15 protein-coding genes are annotated in these 14,804 nt (G+C 74.0%); 4 read left to right on the forward strand and 11 right to left on the reverse strand.

The features are described from left to right. Window positions 1-48 precede the first annotated feature (48 nt). Window positions 49-1,926, forward strand: coding sequence for an anthranilate synthase family protein (locus A4V12_RS25065; protein WP_064071674.1), 1,878 nt, complete (start codon window positions 49-51; stop codon window positions 1,924-1,926). A gap of 157 nt (window positions 1,927-2,083) precedes the next feature. Here A4V12_RS25065 and A4V12_RS25070 read toward each other — a convergent pair whose 3' ends face one another. The 4 genes from A4V12_RS25070 to A4V12_RS38140 are packed head-to-tail and all read right to left on the reverse strand — an operon-like array spanning window position 2,084 to window position 5,036. Further along, on the reverse strand, window positions 2,084-2,755 hold the full coding sequence (locus tag A4V12_RS25070) for a response regulator (RefSeq protein ID WP_064071675.1): 672 nt from the start codon (window positions 2,753-2,755) through the stop codon (window positions 2,084-2,086). Continuing rightward, window positions 2,752-3,972 (reverse strand): MacS family sensor histidine kinase, encoded by a 1,221-nt coding sequence (gene macS, locus A4V12_RS25075; RefSeq protein WP_064071676.1) that lies wholly within the window; start codon window positions 3,970-3,972, stop codon window positions 2,752-2,754. The genes A4V12_RS25070 and macS overlap by 4 nt, the downstream gene beginning before the upstream one ends. Before the next feature lie 29 nt (window positions 3,973-4,001). Next, window positions 4,002-4,748, reverse strand: coding sequence for a lysophospholipid acyltransferase family protein (locus A4V12_RS25080; protein ID WP_064071677.1), 747 nt, complete (start codon window positions 4,746-4,748; stop codon window positions 4,002-4,004). Between the two features lie 48 nt (window positions 4,749-4,796). After that, a complete protein-coding gene (locus A4V12_RS38140; protein WP_199831381.1) occupies window positions 4,797-5,036 on the reverse strand; it encodes a hypothetical protein in 240 nt (79 codons plus the stop codon). Here A4V12_RS38140 and A4V12_RS25085 point away from each other — a divergent pair. Both A4V12_RS25085 and A4V12_RS25090 read left to right on the forward strand, forming a co-directional pair. Continuing rightward, entirely contained in the window at window positions 4,968-5,774 is an 807-nt protein-coding gene (locus tag A4V12_RS25085; RefSeq protein ID WP_064071678.1) for an alpha/beta hydrolase, read from the forward strand. The two genes, A4V12_RS38140 and A4V12_RS25085, sit on opposite strands and share 69 nt — an antisense overlap. Further along, window positions 5,767-6,330, forward strand: a complete 564-nt coding sequence (locus tag A4V12_RS25090) for a hypothetical protein (protein ID WP_064071679.1) — start codon at window positions 5,767-5,769, stop codon at window positions 6,328-6,330. The genes A4V12_RS25085 and A4V12_RS25090 overlap by 8 nt, the downstream gene beginning before the upstream one ends. A 133-nt stretch (window positions 6,331-6,463) precedes the next feature. Here A4V12_RS25090 and A4V12_RS25095 read toward each other — a convergent pair whose 3' ends face one another. The 6 genes from A4V12_RS25095 to A4V12_RS25120 form a co-directional block, all read right to left on the reverse strand. Further along, complete coding sequence (locus A4V12_RS25095; protein WP_064071680.1) at window positions 6,464-7,225, reverse strand: endonuclease/exonuclease/phosphatase family protein; 762 nt, start codon at window positions 7,223-7,225, stop codon at window positions 6,464-6,466. 73 nt (window positions 7,226-7,298) lie between these two features. Further along, a complete protein-coding gene (locus A4V12_RS25100; protein WP_064071681.1) occupies window positions 7,299-8,240 on the reverse strand; it encodes an ROK family glucokinase in 942 nt (313 codons plus the stop codon). A 50-nt stretch (window positions 8,241-8,290) separates the two neighbouring features. Further along, window positions 8,291-8,728 carry a DUF5304 domain-containing protein gene (locus tag A4V12_RS25105; protein ID WP_064071682.1) on the reverse strand — a complete coding sequence of 146 codons (438 nt, stop codon included), beginning with the start codon at window positions 8,726-8,728 and terminating at the stop codon, window positions 8,291-8,293. A gap of 38 nt (window positions 8,729-8,766) precedes the next feature. Next, window positions 8,767-9,903 carry an ArsA family ATPase gene (locus tag A4V12_RS25110; RefSeq protein WP_064071683.1) on the reverse strand — a complete coding sequence of 379 codons (1,137 nt, stop codon included), beginning with the start codon at window positions 9,901-9,903 and terminating at the stop codon, window positions 8,767-8,769. 28 nt (window positions 9,904-9,931) lie between these two features. Next, window positions 9,932-10,384 (reverse strand): SRPBCC family protein, encoded by a 453-nt coding sequence (locus tag A4V12_RS25115; RefSeq protein ID WP_064071684.1) that lies wholly within the window; start codon window positions 10,382-10,384, stop codon window positions 9,932-9,934. A 64-nt stretch (window positions 10,385-10,448) separates the two neighbouring features. Further along, entirely contained in the window at window positions 10,449-11,216 is a 768-nt protein-coding gene (locus A4V12_RS25120; protein ID WP_079137321.1) for a metallophosphoesterase family protein, read from the reverse strand. Between the two features lie 257 nt (window positions 11,217-11,473). Here A4V12_RS25120 and A4V12_RS25125 point away from each other — a divergent pair, with 257 nt between their 5' ends. Continuing rightward, complete coding sequence (locus A4V12_RS25125) at window positions 11,474-13,270, forward strand: AMP-dependent synthetase/ligase (protein WP_064071686.1); 1,797 nt, start codon at window positions 11,474-11,476, stop codon at window positions 13,268-13,270. A gap of 328 nt (window positions 13,271-13,598) precedes the next feature. Here A4V12_RS25125 and A4V12_RS25130 read toward each other — a convergent pair whose 3' ends face one another. After that, the gene (locus tag A4V12_RS25130; RefSeq protein ID WP_064071687.1) at window positions 13,599-14,741 is read right to left on the reverse strand and encodes a glycosyltransferase family 4 protein; all 1,143 of its coding nucleotides are present in this window, start codon (window positions 14,739-14,741) and stop codon (window positions 13,599-13,601) included. Window positions 14,742-14,804: the final 63 nt, after the last annotated feature.

The raw sequence follows: 14,804 nt of genomic DNA on the forward strand, positions 1-14,804 counted from the left end.
GGGCCGTTCCTCTCCACCTGGTTGTCAGACCCGGAAGGAACGCTTCACATGGACATCGACCTGAGCCGCCTGCTCGACGACTCCTGCCCGCCCTTCGCCCTGCTGCGCCGCCGCACCCCCGGCCGCGACCACGACACGGTCGAGGTGCTGCTCGGTGCCGTGCACGAGGCGGAGCACCTCGCCGACATCCCCGTCGGGGACCGGCCGGCCCTGGCTCTGGTGCCCTTCCGCCAGCTGCGGGAGCGGGGCTTCGACGTGCGCGACGACGGCACCCCGCTGTCGGTGCTGGTCGCCGACGAGACGTACGAGATGCCGCTCGCGGCGGCGCTGGACCAGCTCCCGGCGCACGACGTGACCGTCGAGGACGGCGCCTTCGACGTGTCCGACGAGGAGTACGCGGAGGTCGTGCGCCGCGTCATCGACGACGAGATCGGGCGCGGCGAGGGCGCGAACTTCGTCATCCGCCGCACGTACACGGGGCGGATCCCCGGGTTCGGACGGCGCGACGCGCTGGCGCTGTTCCGGCGGCTGCTGGCCGGCGAGCGGGGCGCGTACTGGACGTTCGTCGTGCACACCGGGGAGCGCACGCTGGTGGGGGCGAGCCCCGAGGTGCACGTGCGGATGTCGGGCGGGACGGTCGTGATGAACCCGATCAGCGGCACCTACCGCTATCCGGCCGGCGGGCCGGCGCCGGAGGACCTGCTGCGCTTCCTCGCCGACCGCAAGGAGACCGACGAGCTCTCCATGGTGGTGGACGAGGAACTGAAGATGATGTGCACGGTCGGCGACATGGGCGGGGTGGTGATCGGCCCCCGGCTCAGGGAGATGGCCCACCTCGCGCACACCGAGTACGAGCTGCGCGGCCGGACGTCGCTGGACGTGCGCGAGGTGCTGCGCGAGACGATGTTCGCCGCGACGGTCACCGGATCGCCCGTGCAGAACGCCTGCCGGGTCATCGAACGGCACGAGAGCGGCGGGCGGGGCTACTACGCGGGCGCGCTGGCGCTGATCGGCACCGACGCGGGCGGGGCACAGACCCTGGACTCGCCGATCCTGATCCGTACCGTCGACGTCTCCGCCACCGGTGAGCTGCGCGTCCCGGTCGGCGCCACGCTGGTGCGGCACTCCGATCCGGTGAGCGAGGTCGCCGAGACGCACGCCAAGGCGGCGGGCGTCCTGGCCGCGCTGGGGGTGCGCCCGGAGCGGCCGCGCGAGGAGGCGGTCCGGCCCCGGCTCGCCGCCGACCCGCGGGTGCGGGCGGCGCTGGACGCGCGCCGGGCGGACCTGGCTCCGTTCTGGCTGAAGATGCAGGAGCCGGCCACGGAGCTGACCGGGCACGCCCTGGTGGTCGACGCGGAGGACACCTTCACGGCGATGCTGGCGCACCTGCTGCGCGCCTCGGGCCTGCGGGTCACGGTCCGCCGGTTCGACGAGCCGGGGCTGCGGGAGGCGGCGCTCGCGCACGAGGGGCCGGTGGTGCTGGGGCCGGGCCCCGGTGACCCCGGCGACGCGGCCGATCCGAGGATGCGCTCGCTGCGGGCGCTCACCGCCGAGCTGCTGCGCGGCCACCGGCACGGGCTGCTGGGCGTCTGCCTGGGGCATGAGCTGATCGCCGCCGAGCTGGGGCTGCCGATCGTCCGCAAGGCGGTGCCGTTCCAGGGGGCGCAGGCGCGCATCAGCCTGTTCGGTACGGAGGAGACGGTCGGCTTCTACAACAGCTTCACCGCCCGCTGCGACGACGGGGCCGCCGCCGGGCTGGCGGCGCGGGGCGTGGAGGTGAGCCGTGACGCGGCGACCGGTGAGGTGCACGCGCTGCGCGGGCCGGGGTTCGCGGGTGTGCAGTTCCACCCCGAGTCGGTGCTGACGCTGCGCGGCGCGTCGGTCGTGCGCGAGCTGGTGCGGGCGCTGGACGTCACCCGGCGCTGACCGCGCCGGGCCCGGGGGCCGGGGCAGCGGTGGGCCGGGGCCACGGCCGGGGGGGGTGTGCGGGCGCGGCGCCCGCCCGCCTCCCCCGGCCGGAGCCCGGCCCAGCGCGACGGCACGGAAGGCGGGTTCCGAGCGGGCGCGGCGGGGCGGTTGCCCGTCAGGCGTCGTCGAGGCCGCGCTCTATCGCGTACCGCACCAGCTCGACCCGGTTGTGGAGCTGGAGCTTGCCGAGGGTGTTCTGGACGTGGTTCTGCACCGTGCGGTGCGAGATGACCAGACGCTCGGCGATCTGCTTGTAGCTCAGGCCCTTGGCGACCAGCCGCAGCACCTCGGTCTCCCGCTCGGTGAGCCGGGGGGCGTTCGGCTCGTCCGCGCCGGCGGCCGGCGGCGGCTCGGAGGCCAGGCGGCGGTACTCGCCGAGGACCAGGCCGGCCAGGCCCGGGGTGAAGACCGGGTCGCCGGCGGCGGTACGGCGCACGGCGTCGAGCAGCTCGCCGGTGCTGGCCGACTTCAGCAGGTATCCGGTCGCGCCGGACTTCACCGCCTCCAGCACGTCGGCGTGCTCGCCGCTCGCGGACAGCACCAGCACCCGCAGGGCCGGGTTGGCGCCGACGAGCTCCTTGCAGACCTGGACGCCCGGTTTGGCCGGCAGGTTCAGGTCCAGGACCAGCACATCGGGGCCCGCGGCCAGGGCCCGGCGCACGGCCTGCTCGCCGTCCCCGGCGGTGGCGACCACGGCGAACCCGGCCTCCGCCAGGTCGCGGGCGACCGCGTCCCGCCACATCGGGTGGTCGTCGACCACCATCACCTTGATCGGCTGTTCGCTCATTCCGCTGCCTTCCCCCGTGGGCCCCGCGGGACCCGTGGAACCTTCAGTTCGACTTCCGTGCCCTGCCCCGGCACCGATATCAGCTCGGCCGTGCCGCCGAGGTCGCGCAGCCTGCCCCGGATCGACTGGGCGACGCCGAGCCGTCCCTCGCCCTCGGCCTGTGCCAGCCGGCCCTCCGGGATGCCCGGTCCGTCGTCCCGGACCGTCACGATCACCTCGTCCGGCCAGTCCTCCAGCAGGATCCACGCCCGGGCGGTCTCGCCCGCGTGCCTGCGGACGTTGTCCAGGGCGGCGCCGACGGCGGCCGCCAGTTCCCGCGCCGGGGCCGGTGCCAGCAGGACGGGGGCGCCCGGTTCGGAGAAGGTGACGCGGGAGCCCGCGTGCCGGGCGAGCAGGGCGCGCAGGTCGGCGGGGCCGTCGTCCTCGTCGGGCTCCTCCACCTCGCGCACGACGGCGCCCAGCGACTCGTCCTCCGACACGTGGGAGGTGCGGCTCAGACCGCCGGCGACCAGGGTGCGCAGGGCGACCTCCTGCTCCCCCGCCATCCGGCCGAGCTCGGCGGCCTCGCCGCCCAGGGCCGTGCCCCGGCGCTGCACCATGGCCAGCACCTGGAGGACCGAGTCGTGGATGTCGCGGGCCAGCCGCTCCCGCTCACGGGTGGCCGCCTCGATCTCCAGGGCCCGGGCCAGGGTCCGTTCGGAGGCGCGGGCGACCTCGACGACGTACCCGATCGCTATGGAGGCGACCCACACCAGCAGCACGTTGTGCAGGGTGTCCCGGCTGGGATCGCCGCGCTCGACGATGTTGGCGACGGCGACCAGGGACGAGGCGAACGCGGCCCAGCGCCAGCCGCCCTTGATGGCGAACGCCAGCACCGAACCGGCCGTCCAGATGCTCGGCAGCGTCGGTCCGTCGAACGTCTGGGCGTGCACGTCGGCGAGCGGTGTCAGCAGGATGCCGGCGAGGGCGACCGTGAGGTCGGCGGCCAGGAAGCGCGTGGTGCAGCCGGCGGCCCCGGCCACCTTCGGCAGCGTGGCCAGCGTCCAGACGGACATGACGGCGAGGAACGCCACCGCCACCCACGGACGCTCGAACTGGTCCCGGGTGAAGACGAACAGGAGCACCGCGTACCCCATGGTGAGGACGCGGTACGCCGTGAGCGCACGCCACAGCGGCTGCTCCACGGACATCCGCACGACACGCTCGCGCCTGGCCAACTCCCCCACCCCCGGACGGTTCGACGCGGTTACGCGCCGGGCTGCTCGCGCCCGGCCTTCGCGGCCTCCTTGGCCGCCTCCTTGGCGGCCTCCTTCGCCGCCTTCTCCGCGTCGGCGATCTGCCGCTTGGCCGCCGTCGCGTAGATGTCGACGTACTCCTGGCCGGACAGCTTCATGATCTCGTACATCACCTCGTCGGTGACCGAGCGCAGGATGAAGCGGTCGCCCTCCATGCCCTGGTAGCGGCTGAAGTCCAGGGGCTTACCGATCCGGATCCCCGGGCGCATCAGCTTGGGGACGACCTTGCCGGGCGGCTGGATCTTCTCCGTGTCGATCATCGCGACCGGGATCACCGGCGCGCCGGTGGCCAGCGCCACGCGCGCGAGGCCGCCGGGCTTGCCGCGGTAGAGCCGGCCGTCGGGCGAACGGGTGCCCTCCGGGTAGATGCCGAACAGCTCACCGCGCTCGATGACCTCGATACCGCTGCGGATCGCGGCCTCGCCCGCGCCGCGCGCGCCCGAGCGGTCGACCGGGAGCTGGCCGACGCCCTTGAAGAACGCGGCGGTGAGCTTGCCCTTCACACCGGGCGAGGTGAAGTACTCGGCCTTCGCGATGAAGGTCACCTTGCGGTCCAGGACCGCCGGGAGGAAGAAGGAGTCCGAGAACGAGAGGTGGTTGCTCGCGAGGATCGCCGGCCCCTCGGCGGGAATGTTCTCGAGGCCCTCCACCCAGGGCCGGAAGGCCAGCTTCAGCGACCCTCCGATGGAGAACTTCATTGCGCCGTAGATCAACTCGTATGCCTCCTGTGTTCCGTCGATCAGACCTTAACCCGAGTGGCGCCCCCGCTCCCGCCCCGCTCCCGCCCGGAGCGCCCGCGCGCGGGCGGCGACCGCGGTGGTGCGCGGGCGGCGACGGATCTGGTCGGTGTCAGCCCGGTCGCGTACGGTGAAGTACACCTTCCCGAGCCCCATCGAACCCCCGAACAGGAGACCCCGGTGCCGGTCCTCCCTGGAGCCGAGCCGTACCGCCACGAAGGCGGAGAGGTCGGCGTGCTGCTCTGTCACGGCTTCACCGGTTCGCCGCAGTCGCTGCGACCCTGGGCCGAACATCTGGCCGAGCGCGGCCTCACCGTGTCGCTGCCGCTGCTCCCCGGGCACGGGACGCGCTGGCAGGACATGCAGGTCACCGGCTGGCAGGACTGGTACGCCGAGGTCGACCGCGAGCTGCGGTCGCTGCGGGAGCGGTGCCGGCAGGTCTTCGTCTTCGGCCTCTCCATGGGCGGGGCGCTCGCGCTGCGGCTCGCCGCCAAGCACGGGGACGGGGTGGCGGGCCTCGTGCTGGTGAACCCGGCCAACAAGATCCACGGCATCGCCGCCCACGCGCTGCCCGTCGTGCGCCACCTGGTGCCCTCGCAGCCCGGCATCGCCAGCGACATCGCCAAGGAGGGCGTGCGGGAGCTGGCCTACGACCGGGTGGGGCTGCACGCGGCCCACTCGGTGCGCCGCTTCTTCCGGCTCGTGGACGCGGAGCTGCCGCAGGTCACCCAGCCGGTGCTGCTGCTGCACAGCCCGCTGGACCACGTCGTGCCGCCCGCCGACTCGGCGCGGATCCTCGGCCGGATCTCCTCCACGGACGTCAAGGAGATCCTGCTGGAACAGAGCTACCACGTGGCGACGTTGGACCACGACGCGGAGCGCATCTTCGAGGAGAGCTACGCGTTCGTCGGCCGGCTCGCTCCGAGTACCGGCACGTTGGGGTCCCCCATGCCGGAGGCCCGGGGAGGGAGCACGACCGGTGGCTGAACAGCACGACTCGGACAAGCGGGACGAGCAGCCGTTCGACGAGGAGGCGGCCTGGGCCGCCATCGTCGCCGGGTACGGCGAGGAGCCGGCGGATCCGCCCGGCGCCAAGCCGTTCAAGCCGATCGAGGACCTGGCCCTGCTGGAGGACGACGTCAACGACGTACCCGGGACCGCGCCCGCCGAGCCGGGCAAGCCGGACAAGCCGCTGGGCAGCTCCGTGGTCTTCGCGCCGGGCGTCGGCACCACGGGCCCGCGCGACTACGAGCCGGCCGAGGCGAAGGACGAGGACCTCGACGACACCGACGAGGGCCACTTCGTGCCGCCGGAGCCGCCGCCGCTGCCGGAGGCCGACGCGACCGCGAAGTTCGCCTGGCTCGGGGTCGTCGGCGGTCCGGTGCTGATGCTGCTCGCCGTGATACTGCGGTGGGACATGACCTGGTGGCTCACCACGCTGTGCATCGGCGGCTTCCTGGGCGGCTTCGCCACCCTGGTCGCGCGGATGCGCAGCGACGACGACGAGGACGGCGAGGACCCCGGCCGGGGAGCCGTCGTCTGACCCGTGGCGCGGGGCCCCCGCGTCCCGCGGGTGCGTCGTCGCGGGCGGGTCGGCGAGGCCCTCCGGCGCGGCCGCCGCGGGGTGCGTGCCGCCGCGGGGCGTCTGGGCGGTGCCCGGGTCTCCGGCAGGCCCCTCAGGCGCCGGCCGGCACGCGGAGCGCCGCGAGCACCGGGAGGTGGTCGGTGGCGGCCCGGAGGTCGGCCTCCGTGACGCCCGGCAGGTCCTGCGGGCGCGGCACACCGCAGCCGAGCACCTCGATCCCCTTGGTGGCGAAGACGGCGTCGATCCGCTGGTACGGGTCACCGGGGGTCCAGGTGTGCTCGCCGCCCCAGGGGCGGACGGCCCAGCAGTCCTGGAGGCCGGCCGCCAGCCGCCCGAAGGCGCGCCCGTCGGGCCGCTCGTTGATGTCGCCGGCGGCGATCGCGTGCGGGGCGTCGAGGGCGGCCAGCCGGTCGAGGAGCATCCCGGCCTGGTCGTACCGCTCCCGGTCCTGGAGGCTCAGATGACAGCTGAGCAGCCCCAGCCGGGCGCCGCCGATGCGTACGACCGCGGTGGCGAAGCCCCGCCGGTGCAGACCGGGGGTGAGCGGCAGCAGCACGTCCTCGGTGCGCTCCACGGTCGCCCGCAGCGAGCACAGCAGCAGCGGTCCGGACGCGGTGGCGCCGCCGCCCAGCACCAGCAGCTCGCTCTTGGCGGCGAGCCGGGCGGCGTGCTTGCGCCACCGGAAGAAGCGGGGCGCCTCCTGGACGAGGACCACGTCCGGCGCGCAGGCCCGGATCACTCGCGCCAGGGCGTCCTCGTCGTCCCGCATGGAGCGGATGTTGTAGCTGAGCACCCGGACCACGGCGGAACCGTCCGGCTCGGTGCGCGAGTTGGGCAGCTCGGTGATCGGCATACGAGCACGATATGACGGTGCCCGCCGCATCCGGGCGAGGACGCGGCGGGCTCCGTCGTACGGGCGGGGTGGCTCAGCCCTGGCGGGCCAGGTCGGCGGCGCCGACGAGGCCGGCCTTGCCGCCCAGCTGGGCGGCGAGGACCTGGGCGTGCGGCCGCCACTGGCCGCCGATCAGCCAGCGCCGGAACGACTTGCGGATCGGGCCGAGGACCAGTTCGCCCTCGTCCGAGACGCCGCCGCCCACGATGAACGCCGACGGGTCGAACAGCGAGGCCAGGTCGGCCAGGCCGGCGCCGGCCCAGCGGGCCAGCTCGCGGAACGAGTCGACGGCGACGGGGCAGCCCTGGCGGGCGGCCTCCGAGATGTGCTTGCCCTCGATGCCGCCGGGGGTGCCGTCGCCGAGGCCCAGCAGGATCGTGGCGTTCTCCGGGGTGGCGTTGGCGCGCTGCTTGGCGTACCGCACGAGGGCGCGCCCCGAGGCGTACTGCTCCCAGCAGCCCTGGCTGCCGCAGCCGCAGAGCAGACCGTCCGGGACGACCCGGATGTGGCCGAACTCGGCGGCCACGCCGAAGCGGCCGCGGCGCAGCTTGTTGCCGATGATGATGCCGCCGCCGAGACCGGTGCCGAGCGTGATGCAGATGACGTCCTCGTGGCCCTTGCCCGCACCGAACTTGTACTCGCCCCAGGCCGCGGCGTTGGCGTCGTTCTCCACGACCACCGGCAGGCCGACGCGCTGTTCGACCTTGTCCTTGAGCGGCTCGTGCCGCCACTGGATGTTCGGCGCGAAGAGGACCGTGGCGCGCTTGTCGTCGACGTATCCGGCGGCACCGATGCCGACGGCCTCGATGTCGTGACCCTTGCCGGCCTCGGAGACGGCCGCGCAGATCGCGTCGACGATGCCTTCGGCGGTCGGCGGGGTGGGCACCTTGTGGGTGTCGAGGATCGTGCCCTCCTCGTCGACCACTCCGGCCGCGATCTTCGTGCCGCCGATGTCGACGCCGATGGTGAGTCCCATGTGTCCCTCAGTTTTCGGTCGAGCCCCGCTACGGCCAACCGTACCCGGTGTCAGTCGAGGTCGATGTGCTCGGTCGGGTCCGGGCCGTCGTCCTCGCGCTTCGCGCCGGTGGGCGGAGGGGTGTCCGGTCCGCGGGTCCAGCGCCGCTCCTGGCCCTCGACGGCGGAGCGGTAGGCGGCCAGCAGTTCGTTGCCTGCGGCCGCGAGGTGGTCGAAGACCTGCGGGTTCCGCTCGATGACCGGCTCGACGGCGGCCTTCGCCTGGCTGACGAACTGCTCGACGGCGCCCTGGGCGCCCATGCCGAGCAGCGGGGTGCGCAGGGAGGCGACCTTGTCGGCGACCGCGTCGACGAGCTTGCGCAGTTCCTCGGCGGCGGTGCCGGGCGGCGGGCCCTCGGTGCCCCGGCGGCGGGCCTTCTCCCCGGCCAGGTCCTCGGCGCAGGCCTTCGCCCAGGCGTCGGCGTCGGGATGCTGGGTGGCATCGCTCATGGCGTACTCCTGCGGCAGCGCGGGTGGTACCCCCGACGTTACCGCGTGCGGGGCCACACATCCGGGTCGGGTACGAAACGGACGCTCAGCACCCCGTCGTCGAGGGCCGCCCCGGAGACGGTGCAGCGGCGCAGGGCGGAGGGCAGCGGGACGGCGCGGCGGAAGGGGCCGGACGTCAGCACCAGTTCGTCGCCGCGGCGGACGAGGCCGAGGTCCGGCTTGGCCGCGCCGGGCAGGGCGATGCGCCAGACCAGGACGCCGTCGGGGTCGCGCCGGTCCTCCACCGTCCACTCCGGCGCGGGGGCCGGCGGGGCGGCGGGGGGCTCCAGCCGCGCGAGGTCGTCGGCGCTCCGGGGCTCGTGGCCCAGGTGCGGCAGCTCGTGGGCCTCGCCCAGGGTCTTGAGGTGCGCCTGCTGCTGGGCGGCGAGAGCGGCCAGCCAGGGGTCGGGGGACTCGGTGGGCAGCATCCGGTTGGCGACGACCGGCTCGACGGCGAGGCGGTGCAGGGCCAGCCCCGCGCGGGCGGTGCGCAGGGCGCGGGCGGCGGCGGGGCCCGGTTCGGCGACCAGCCGGACGGTGGTCGCCGGGTCCTCGACGAGGGCCTGGACGGCGGCCAGTTCGGCGTCCCGGCGGGCGGCGGCCTCGTACAGCCACTCGGCGGGCATGGGGACGCCGGCGAGCTGCGCGAGCATCGGCCGCAGCGCGCGGGCGGCCTGCCGTTCGGGCGGCAGGAGGCGGCGCAGGTAGCGGCGCAGCTGCTCGGGCAGGGCCAGCGCGGCGACGGCGTCGAGGAGGGGCGGCATGTCGACGACGAGCAGGTCCCAGTCCTCCGCGGCGGCTTCGCGCAGGGCGCCGAGCAGCGCGAACCGGTCGCTGCCGGGCAGCTCGGTGAGCTCCTCCCCGGCGAGCGGGGTGGCGCCGAGCATGCCGAGGGCGGTCGCGGCACGCTCCTGGAGGGCCAGCAGCTCGGCACGGAAGTGGGCGCCGGAGTCGACGCGGCGCACGACGGGTGGGTCACCGCCGTCGGTGGACGGGTCGAACCAGCCGTCGGGCAGCGTCCGCTCACCGGTCAGGAACAGGACCCGCCGTCCCCGGCGGGCCCCGCCGAGGGCGGTCGCGGCGGCGACGGTCGTGCGGCCGGCGCCGCCGGGGCCGGTGACCAGGATGGTTCGCATGCCCCAGACGCTACGGGGCCCGCCGGGGTCAGGAGGCGGCGGGGCCGGACTCGACGCGCTTCTTCAGCCCGGCGAGGGCGCGGTCGATGATGACCTTCTCGGCCTTGCGCTTGATCATGCCCAGCATCGGGATCTTGACGTCCACCGTGAGCTGGTACGTCACCTCGGTGCGGGCGCCGCCGTCGAGCGGCCGGAGGCGGTAGGAGCCGTCGAGGGCGCGGAGCATCTGGGACTTCACCAGCGTCCAGCTGACCTCGTGGTCGCCGGTCCAGGTGTACGCCAGGGTGTGGTCGTCCTTGATGGCGCCGGCGTCCAGCAGCAGGCGGACCTTCCCGGCGCGGCCGGCGGCGTCCTTCTCCAGGACCTCCGCCTCCTTCACCTCGCCGGTCCACTCCGGGTAGCGGGCGAAGTCGGCGATCACTCCCATGACGTCGGCCGGTGCCGCCTCGATGTCGATGCTCGAGCTGGTGTGTTCCGCCATCGCCGTGGCTCCTCCAGTGCGGTACCGGGTTGCTGTGGGGTGAAGGCTATCGCGTGGCCGGGCCTCACCATTCCAGGGCCCATGGCCGCCCGGTGGACGCGAAATGGCCCACGTTCACGCACTCGGTCCGCCCGATCCGCATCCGCCGCGTCAGCGGCTGGTGCACGTGGCCGAAGAGCGCGTACCGGGGGCGGGTGCGGCGGATGGCGTCGAGCAGGGCGCGGCTGCCGCGCTCGAACCGGCGCGCGACGGTGTCGTACGTGAGGTCCGGCACCTCCGGCGGAATGTGCGAGCACAGCACGTCGACCTCGCCGAGGGCCTCGACCTTGGCCGCGTACTCCTCGTCGGAGACCTCGTAGGGCGTGCGCATCGGGGTGCGGAGCCCGCCGCCCACGAAGCCGAAGACCCGGCCGCCGAGTTCGACGCGCTGGCCGTCCAGGACGGTGGTGCCGGGCGCCGCGTACTCGTGCCAGAGACCGGGGATGTCGACGTTGCCGTACGTGGCGTAGGTCGGCGTCGGGAAGGCCGCGAAGAGGGCGGCGTACTGCCGACGCACGGCGGCCTCGATGGCGGTCTCGCGGTCGATGTCCAGCTCGGCCCAGAGGCGGCGGCCCAGTTCCCTGGCCTCGTCGAAGCGGCGGGCGGTGCGCAGTTCGACGATCAGGTCGGCGTTCTCGACGCCGAAGAGGTCGGGGAAGATGCCGCGCGAGTGGTCGTGGTAGTCGAGGAAGAGCACCAGGTCACCGAGGCATATCAGGGCGTCGGCGCCCTCCCCCGCCGTGGCCAGGGCCTCGGCGTTCCCGTGTACGTCACTGACCACATGGACTCGCATGGCACCCCACCATAGGCGGTCGGACCTGCGGTTACTTCCTAGTGCTGACAGGAGTGGACTACTGTGCGTCAAGTACAGCCATTCACGTGTGACGCAGCGAACATCTGACCGGCGCCCCTATCGGGAACCGTGTACTGGTGGGTAACGTCCGGGCAGTCCAGTCGTGCTCGCCCCCACCGAGCACCTGCCCGATCTTGGACCGCAACCGGTGCATCACACAGAGCCGTGGCGCCGGCGCCCGATGAGGAGCAGCAGTTTTGCGCGAGTTCAGCCTTCCGGCCCTGTACGAGGTCCCCACGGACGGCAACCTGACGGATCTCATCCGCCGCAATGCCGCTCAGCACCCAGATGTCGCGGTCATGGGCCGCAAGGTGGACGGCGCGTGGACGGACGTCACCGCCACCCAGTTCCTCGCCGAGGTCCGGGCCGCCGCCAAGGGCCTGATCGCCAGCGGCGTGCGCCCCGGCGACCGGGTCGGCCTGATCTCCCGCACCCGCTACGAGTGGGTGCAGCTGGACTTCGCGATCTGGAGCGCCGGCGCGGTGACGGTGCCGGTCTACGAGACCAGCTCCGCCGAGCAGGTGCAGTGGATCCTGGGCGACTCGGGTGCGGTCGCGGTGATCGTGGAGACCGGGACGCACGCCGCCGCGGTGGAGTCCGTGCGCGGCAACCTCCCGGAGCTCAAGCACGTCTGGCGCCTGGACCGGGGCGGTGTGGAGGAACTGACCGCCGCCGGGGCCGGCGTACCGGACGAGACCGTCGACCGGGCGACCTCGGCCGCCAAGGCCGACGACATCGCGACGATCGTCTACACCTCCGGCACCACCGGCCGCCCCAAGGGCTGCGTCCTGACGCACCGCAACTTCTTCGCCGAGTGCGGCAACGTGGTGGAGCGGCTGAAGCCGCTGTTCCGCACCGGTGAGTGCTCGGCGCTGCTCTTCCTCCCGGCCGCGCACGTCTTCGGCCGGCTGATCGAGGTCGGCTCGGTCCTGGCGCCGATCCGCCTGGGCTGCGTACCGGACATCAAGGACCTCACCGAGGAGCTCGCCGCGTTCAGGCCGACGCTGATCCTGGGCGTGCCGCGGGTCTTCGAGAAGGTGTACAACTCGGCCCGCGCCAAGGCGCAGGCGGAGGGCAAGGGCAAGATCTTCGACAAGGCCGCGCAGACGGCCATCGAGTACAGCCGCGCCACCTCCACCCCCGAGGGCCCGTCGCTGGGTCTGAAGCTGAAGCACTTCGTCTTCGACAAGCTGGTCTACAGCAAGCTCCGCGCGGTCCTGGGCGGGCGCTGCCAGGCGGCCGTCTCGGGCGGGGCGCCGCTGGGCGAGCGGCTGGGGCACTTCTACCGCGGCATCGGCCTCACCGTCCTGGAGGGCTACGGCCTCACGGAGACGTGCGCGGCCACCGCCTTCAACCCGTACGACCGCCCGAAGATCGGCACGGTGGGCCAGCCGCTGCCGGGCTCCGTGGTGCGGATAGCGGACGACGGCGAGGTGCTGGTCCACGGCGAGCACGTCTTCTCGGGCTACTGGAAGAACGAGTCCGCGACGGCGGAGGCGCTGGCGGACGGCTGGTTCCACACCGGGGACATCGGCACGCTGGACGAGGACGGCTACCTCGCCATCACCGGCCGCAAGAAGGAGATCCTGGTCACCGCCGGCGGCAAGAACGTCGCCCCCGCGGTGATCGAGGACCGCATCCGCGGGCACGCGCTGGTCGCGGAGTGCATGGTGGTCGGCGACGGCCGCCCGTTCGTGGGCGCGCTCGTCACCATCGACGAGGAGTTCCTGGTCCGCTGGGCCGCCGAGCACGGCAAGCCGGCCGGCTCGACGGCGGCTTCGCTGCGCGAGGACCCGGACCTGCTGGCGGAGGTGCAGCGGGCCGTGGACGACGGCAACGCGGCGGTCTCGAAGGCGGAATCCGTGCGGAAGTTCCGCGTCCTCACCTCCCAGTTCACGGAGGAGGCGGGCCACATCACGCCGTCGCTGAAGCTGAAGCGCAACGTGGTGGCGAAGGACTTCGCGGACGAGATCGAGGCGATCTACCGCGCCTGAGCGCCCGGGCGGGGCCGGTGTGACGGCCCGCCGCCCGCGCCCGACCGTCACACCGGAGCCCCCGCCCGGCCCTGACCCGCGTACGAGCGGGGCGCGGCCGTGCGGGGGCTTCGCCGCGCACGGGGCCGGGCCCGCCGGGGGGGGCGGGGCTCCGGGGCGTACCGGGACGGCTGCGCTCTCCGGGACCGCCGGCTGCACGCCGGGTCGCCGCCCCGGGACCGCCCACGCGAGGACGGCCCACCCGGCGCCAGGAGGGCACGGGCGGCCCGTCGCGGGCCTGTCGTCGCCCCGGCGCGGGGACGGGGCTCCGGGGCGACGGGGCGGGGCGTCAGAGGAGGGTCTTCAGCTCCTCGGCCAGCAGGTCCCAGCGCCACTTCTCCTCGACCCAGGCCCGGCCGCGCTCGCCCATCCGCCGCCGCAGCTCGGGGTCCTCCAGCAGGGTGACGATCCGGTCGGCGGACTCGGCCGGCGACCCGCCGCGGACCACCCAGCCCGTCTCGCCGTCCAGCACGGCGTCCGGCGCGCCGCCGGAGTCGCCCGCGACGACCGGCAGGCCCGTCGCGGAGGCCTCCAGGTACACGATGCCGAGGCCCTCGACGTCCAGCCCGCCCCGCCGCGTACGGCACGGCATGGCGAACACGTCACCGGCCCCGTAGTGCGCCGGCAGCTCCTCCCACGGCACCACGCCGGTGAACCGCACCGATCCGGCCACCCCGGTGTCCGCGGCGAGGCGGCGCAGGTCCTTGTCGTACGGGCCGCCGCCGACGATCAGGAGCACCGCGTCGGGCACCCGTGCGAGGATCGCCGGCATCGCCCTGATCAAGGTGTCCTGGCCCTTGCGCGGGACCAGCCGCGAGACGCACACGACCACCGGCCGGTCCGCCAGGCCCAGGCGTTCGCGCACCGCGTCCCCGCCCGAACCGGGGTGGAACGTCTTCTCGTCGACCCCCGGCGGCAGCTGCACCATCCGCGCGGCCGCACCGGCGGTCAGCGCCGCCGCGATGCGCGAGCGCGTGTACTCGCCGAGGTACGTGATCGTGTCCGTGCCCTCGCCGATCCGCCGCAGCAGCCGGCGCGAGCCGGGCAGCTGGGCCCAGCCCGCCTCGTGGCCGTGCGTCGTGGCGACGATCCGCCGGGCGCCGGCCCGGCGCAGCGCCGGGGCCATCAGGCCCAGCGGGGCGGCGGCGCCGAACCACACCGACTCGCAGCCGTGCTCGCGCAGCAGCCCGGCCGCCCGTGTGGTCACCCGCGGTGTGGGCAACAGCATCGTCGTGGGGTCACGGACAACCTTGAACGGCTGTTCGGCGTCGAACAAGGCGGTCGCCTCGGTCCCCTCCCGGCCGCGCTTCCACGTGGAGGCGTAGACGACGATCCGTTCCGGATCGAGTCTGAGCGCCATGTTGTGCAGAAACGCCTGAATCCCGCCGGGTCTGGGCGGAAAGTCGTTGGTTACGATCAAGGTCTTGTGCATCGCATGCCGACAGTACCGAACGGCGCCGCTCCACCGCTCACGCACAGTCCCGCCCGGCACCAC

It is taken from the genome of Streptomyces noursei, from assembly GCF_001646665.1.
Classification (GTDB): Bacteria; Actinomycetota; Actinomycetes; order Streptomycetales; family Streptomycetaceae; genus Streptomyces; species Streptomyces lavendulocolor.